Annotated in this window: 1 protein-coding gene and 1 pseudogene; one reads left to right on the plus strand and one right to left on the minus strand. The window is 69.4% G+C overall.

From position 1 onward, the window contains the following. Positions 1-284, plus strand: a pseudogene (locus C5O18_RS09680) (hypothetical protein); the annotation flags it as partial. Between the two features lie 78 nt (positions 285-362). Here the strand turns inward: C5O18_RS09680 and C5O18_RS10595 are convergent. After that, positions 363-1301 (minus strand): hypothetical protein (locus C5O18_RS10595; RefSeq protein ID WP_241146816.1); only part of this gene is annotated, 939 nt, incomplete at its 5' end.

Raw genomic sequence — 1301 nt, forward strand, 5'->3', positions numbered from 1 at the left:
ATCCGCTGGAGCAGCACATGCTGGAAGCCGCGCGCCTGTACTTCCTGCGCCACTCCGGCAGCTACCCCATGGAGAACCTGCAGACGCGGGTCTACGTGCTGATCAACAGCGCCACTTTCACCATGGTGCGCTTCATCAGCCAGGAGGACTCGACGCTGCTGCGTGAAGAAGATGTGATCGACTGCCTGGTGGACACCATCGCGCTGTCGCTGGTGCATGGCGGGCGGAACGGAGGCGGAGGCAGCGGGAGAAGTCCCGCCGAGGACTTTTTCGCGGAGGCCTGATCCGGCCGGAAAAGCAGAAAGCCCCGCGGATGCGGGGCTTTCTGCCGATAGCGGATGCCGGGGCATCCGCCGGATCGCTCACTTGCCGAGCTTGAACAGCTCGCCGAGGCCGGGCACCTGCGACAGGGCCTGCGCCAGCGGATTGGTGGTCAGCAGATTCTGCAGCGCTGCGGCGGGATCGCCACCACCACCGAAGGCGCCGGTGATCTGCTCTATGAGGCCGGACAGCGGGTTGCTGCCGCCACCGGCACCGGCGAGGGCGCCGAGCAGGCCCTGCAGGGCCTCGGCGGGATCGCCGCTGGCGGCATCGCAGTCACCGAACAGCTTCAGCGTGCAGGTCAGCGGGGCGAGGGCGCCCAGCAGCGGTTCCAGCACGGCGTTGTCGAGGTTGGACAGCAGGTACTCGTCGAGCGCGCCGGTCAGGGTCGCGATGCCATCGTTGATGGCGGCGTTGCCGCTGGCGACGGCATCGATCAGCTGCTGCTGCTGCGAGGCAGCGGCGAGCGCACCGAGCAGGCCGGTCTGGTTGGTCAGCAGGCCGTTGACGTTGACCAGGGCATCATGCAGCAGGGCGCCGACGTCCTGGGTCGGGGCGCTTTCCAGGCTGCCCAGGGTCTGGCCGAGGCCCGAGAACAGGTCGCCCAGGGTCTCCACCAGGTTGGCAGCCACCGGGATGTCGGCGACCTGCGGCTCCGCGCTGGCGATGGCTGCGCCGAGCAGGGCCAGACCGCCGCCGAGGGCATCGATCAGCTCGCCATCCGGCAGGCCGCCTTCACCGCCACCCGGAATGCCGCCCGGGAACTGCGTCAGCAGGGCCTGCAGCGGGCCGAGCAGGGCATCCAGCGGGGTGCCGGTCGGGCCTTCGCCACCACCGCCGCCGCTGCCACCACCGATCAGCTCGCCCAGCGGCTCCAGCGGAGTGCCGGCGAAGGGGTTGCCGCCGTTCTTGAACAGGTCGATGAAGGCCTGCAGCTGCTCGGCCGGATCGAAGTCGGCATTGCATTCCTGGCGCGCCAG

Source organism: Amnimonas aquatica (assembly GCF_002943415.1).
In the GTDB taxonomy this organism is placed as follows: Bacteria; Pseudomonadota; Gammaproteobacteria; order Pseudomonadales; family Moraxellaceae; genus Perlucidibaca; species Perlucidibaca aquatica_A.